This is a genomic window from Microbispora sp. NPDC049125, from assembly GCF_040802045.1.
GTDB lineage: Bacteria > Actinomycetota > Actinomycetes > Streptosporangiales > Streptosporangiaceae > Microbispora.
Genome location: NZ_JBEZDW010000093.1, coordinates 1 through 4,024 on the forward strand (window position 1 = coordinate 1; position 4,024 = coordinate 4,024).

A 4,024-nucleotide genomic window follows, 5' to 3' on the forward strand; every position below is an offset into this window, starting at 1 on the left:
GACGGGTTCGTGGTCGGCTCGCTGCGCCGCGACGACGGGGGGCTGGACCGGTTCCTCACCTCCCTTGCCGAGGCCCACGTCCAAGGCGTCGAGGTGGACTGGACCGGGCTGTTCCCCGGCGGCCGCCGGGTCGAGCTGCCCACCTACGCCTTCCAACGCCAGCGCTACTGGCCTGACGTCCGGGCCCTGCCCGCCGGCGACGCGTCCGGTCTCGGACTCGGTTCCGCGGACCACCCCCTCCTGGGCGCCGCCGTGCCGCTCGCCGGCGGCGACGGGTTCCTGTTCACGGGCAGGCTGTCGCTCCAGACCCACCCGTGGCTGGCGGACCACGCCGTGCTGGGCACCGTGCTGCTGCCGGCCACCGCCTTCGTCGAGCTCGCCGTACACGCGGGCGACCAGGTCGGCTGCGACGTACTGGAGGAGCTGACGCTCCAGGTCCCGCTCGTGCTCCCCGCCGACGGCGGCGTGCAGGTGCAGCTGTGGGTCGCCGAGCCCGACGAGTCGGGACGGCGGGCGCTGCAGGTCTACTCCCGGGCCGAGGGCGCCGACTTCGACGAGCCCTGGGCCCGCAACGCCGACGGCGTTCTCGTCTCCGGCGCCGCCGGGGCCTCCGTCGACGCCTCCTCGGCCGGTCTGGCGAGCTGGCCGCCCGCCGACGCCGACGAGATCGACGTCGACGACCTCTACACGCGCCTCACCGACGCCGGCTTCGAGTACGGCCCCGCCTTCCAAGGCCTGCGCTCCGCGTGGCGCCGCGGCGACGAGATCTTCGCCGAGGTACGGCTGGCCGAGGAGCAGCGTCCCGACGCCCCCGCGTTCGGCATCCATCCGGCGCTGCTGGACGCCGCTCTGCACGCGATGGGCAGGCAGACCCTCATCGTCGAAGGCGGCGGAGGGCGGCTCCCGTTCTCCTGGAACGGCGTACGGCTGCGCCTGTCCGGCTCGTCGGCGCTGCGCGTACGGCTGACGCTGTCGGGACCCGAGGTGGTGTCGCTGGTGGTGGCCGACGAGCACGGCGACGTCGTGGCCTCGGTCGACTCCTTGATCCTCCGGGAGCTCGCCGCCGACCAACTGGGCGGCTCCCAAGCCGGGCGGCACGACGCCCTGTTCCAGATCGGCTGGGTGCCGCTGCCCGCCGACGGGCTCGCCGCGCGGGACGACCGGCGGTGGGCCGTGGTCGGCGAGGACCCGCTCCACGTCGCGGCCGCCCTCTCCGCCGCCGGAAGCCCGATCGAACGACACGCCGGCGTTTCGGCCCTGGAGAGCGTCCCCGACGTGGTCGTCGCCTCCCTCAGCGGATCAGGCGGAGTGGCGGAGACGGCTGCCAGGACCGTCGCTCACCACGCGCTGGCGCTGGCGCAGGCATGGCTGGCCGACGAACGCTTCGCCGGCAGCCGGATGGTCCTGGTGACCCGCGGCGCGATCGCCGCCGAGGCCGGAGACGACGTTCCCGACCCGGCCGCCGCCACGGCCTGGGGCCTGATCAGATCCGCCCAGACGGAGAATCCCGGCCGGTTCGTCCTGCTCGACATGGACCCCGGCGGGGACGACCCCGGCAGGGCGCTGCCCGCCGCGCTCGCCGCCGTCCTCGCCGCCGGGGAACCCCAGGCGGCCGTACGGCACGGCGACGTACGCGTGCCACGCATGGTCAGGGCCGCCGCGCCCGACGATCCAGGCGAGGGGCTCCATTGGGACCCGGAGGGCACCGTGCTGATCACCGGCGGCACGGGCGCGCTGGGCGCCATGCTCTCGCGGCACCTCGTCATGGAGCACGGCATGGGGCACCTGCTGCTGCTCAGCCGTACGGGCTGGAACGCCGAAGGCGTCACCGAGCTGGCGGCCGAGCTCACCGGGCTGGGCGCGACCGTCACCGTCGCCGCCTGCGACGCGGCCGACCGCGCGGCACTGGCCACGGTGCTCGCGGCGGTGCCCGCCGAGCATCCGCTGACCGCCGTCGTGCACGCCGCCGGAGTCCTGGACGACGGCATCGTCTCCTCGCTCACCCCCGAGCGCCTCGACGGCGTGCTGCGGGCGAAGGTCGACGCGGCGGTCAACCTGCACGAGCTCACCGGCGGCCTCGATCTGTCGGCCTTCGTGCTGTTCTCGTCCGTGACCGCGACTCTGGGCAGCGCCGGCCAGGGCAACTACACGGCGGCCAACACCTTCCTCGACGCGCTCGCCGCGCACCGTCGCTCGCGCGGGCTGCCCGGCGTCTCGCTGGCGTGGGGGCTGTGGGCGCGACGAGGCGGGATGACGAGTCACATGAGCCAGGCCGATGTGGCCAGGATGGCCAGGTCCGGCGTCATGCCGATCTCGTCGGCCGAGGGGCTGGCCCTGTTCGACGCCGCGTGCGCTCTCGACGAGCCGCTGCTGATCCCCGTCAAGCTGGATCTGGCCGCGCTGCGCGGCCAGGCCGCCGCGGGGACGCTGCCGCCGCTGCTCGGCGGGCTCGTCAGAAGGGTCGCACGCCGTACGGCGGAGGCGCCGGCCGCCGCGGGGACGAGCCTGGCCGAACGGCTGGCCGCCCTGCCGGAGGCGGAGCGCCACCCGATGCTCCTGGACCTCGTCAGGATGCAGGCCGCCGCGGTGCTGGGCCATGCGTCCCCCGCCACGATCATGCCGGAGCAGACGTTCAAGGAGCTGGGCTTCGACTCCCTCACGGCGGTCGAGCTGCGCAACCGGCTGAACGCGGTCGCCGGGCTCCGGCTGCCCGCCACGCTGGTCTTCGACTACCCGTCCCCGGCGGCATTGGCGCGGTTCATCAGGCAGACGGTCCTGCCCGGCGAGGCCGAGCCGGACCTGCCGCTCCTGGGGGAGCTCGACCGGCTGAGGGCGACGCTGGCCGGTATCACTCCGGACCAGGCCGACCAGCACAAGATCACCTCAAGGTTGGAGGCGCTCCTCGCCGAGTGGAGCGCTCTGCGTAACGCCGGGACCGAACCCATGGGAGAGCTCGAGATCGACGTCGCCACCGACGACGAGATCTTCGACCTCATCGACAACGAGCTCGGCATCTCCTGATCTGCTCACCTCCCTGCTCTGTGAAGGCGTGACCCATGTCGAACGAGGACAAGCTCCGCGACTATCTCAAGCGGGTGACGACCGATCTGCGCCAGGTCAGGCGCCGGCTGCTCGAGGTCGAGGAGCAGGCGCACGAGCCGGTCGCCATCGTGTCGATCGGCTGCCGCTATCCCGGCGGGATCACCACACCCGAGGACCTGTGGCAGCTCGTCGACCAGGGGCTCGACGTGATCGGCGAGTTCCCGCGCGGCCGGGGCTGGGACGTGGAGCGCCTCTACGACCCCGACCCCGACAGGCCGGGCACCTTCTACGCTCGCGAGGGCGGCTTCCTGCACGACGCCGACCAGTTCGACCCGGCCTTCTTCGGCATCGGCCCGCGTGAGGCGCTGGCGATGGACCCGCAGCAGCGGTTGCTGCTGGAGACGTCGTGGGAGGCGTTCGAGCGGGCGGGCATCGACCCGGGGCCGCTGCGCGGCAGCCGTACCGGGGTGTTCCTCGGGCTCATGTACCACGACTACGCCAGCCGCCTGCGGCGGGCGCCCGAGGAGGTCGAGGGCTACCTCGGCAACGGCAGCGCGGGCAGCGTGGCCTCCGGTCGTCTCTCCTATGTCTACGGGTTCGAGGGCCCGGCGGTGACGGTGGACACGGCGTGTTCGTCGTCGCTGGTGGCGTTGCATCTGGCGGTGCAGGCGCTGCGGCAGGGGGAGTGCTCGCTTGCTCTGGCGGGCGGGGTGACCGTGATGTCCACCCTGGACACGTTCATCGAGTTCAGCCGCCAACGAGGCCTGGCGGCCGACGGCCGGTGCAAGTCCTTCGCGGCGGCGGCCGACGGCACGGGGTGGGCCGAAGGTGTCGGGATGCTGCTGCTTGAGCGGTTGTCGGACGCTGTCGCGAACGGGCATGAGGTGCTGGCCGTGGTGCGGGGTTCGGCGGTGAATCAGGACGGTGCTTCGAATGGGTTGACGGCGCCGAATGGTCCGTCGCAGCAGCGGGTGATCCGGCA

The 4,024-nt window shown here is 73.3% G+C and carries 2 protein-coding genes; both read left to right on the forward strand.

What is annotated here, in order from left to right; all coding sequences use genetic code 11:
* On the forward strand, nucleotides 1-3,021 hold a 3,021-nt coding region (locus AB0B72_RS40025), incomplete at its 5' end, for a type I polyketide synthase (RefSeq protein ID WP_367745018.1).
* A 35-nt stretch (nucleotides 3,022-3,056) separates the two neighbouring features.
* A partial coding sequence (locus AB0B72_RS40030) for a beta-ketoacyl synthase N-terminal-like domain-containing protein (RefSeq protein WP_367745019.1) occupies nucleotides 3,057-4,024 on the forward strand: 968 nt, incomplete at its 3' end.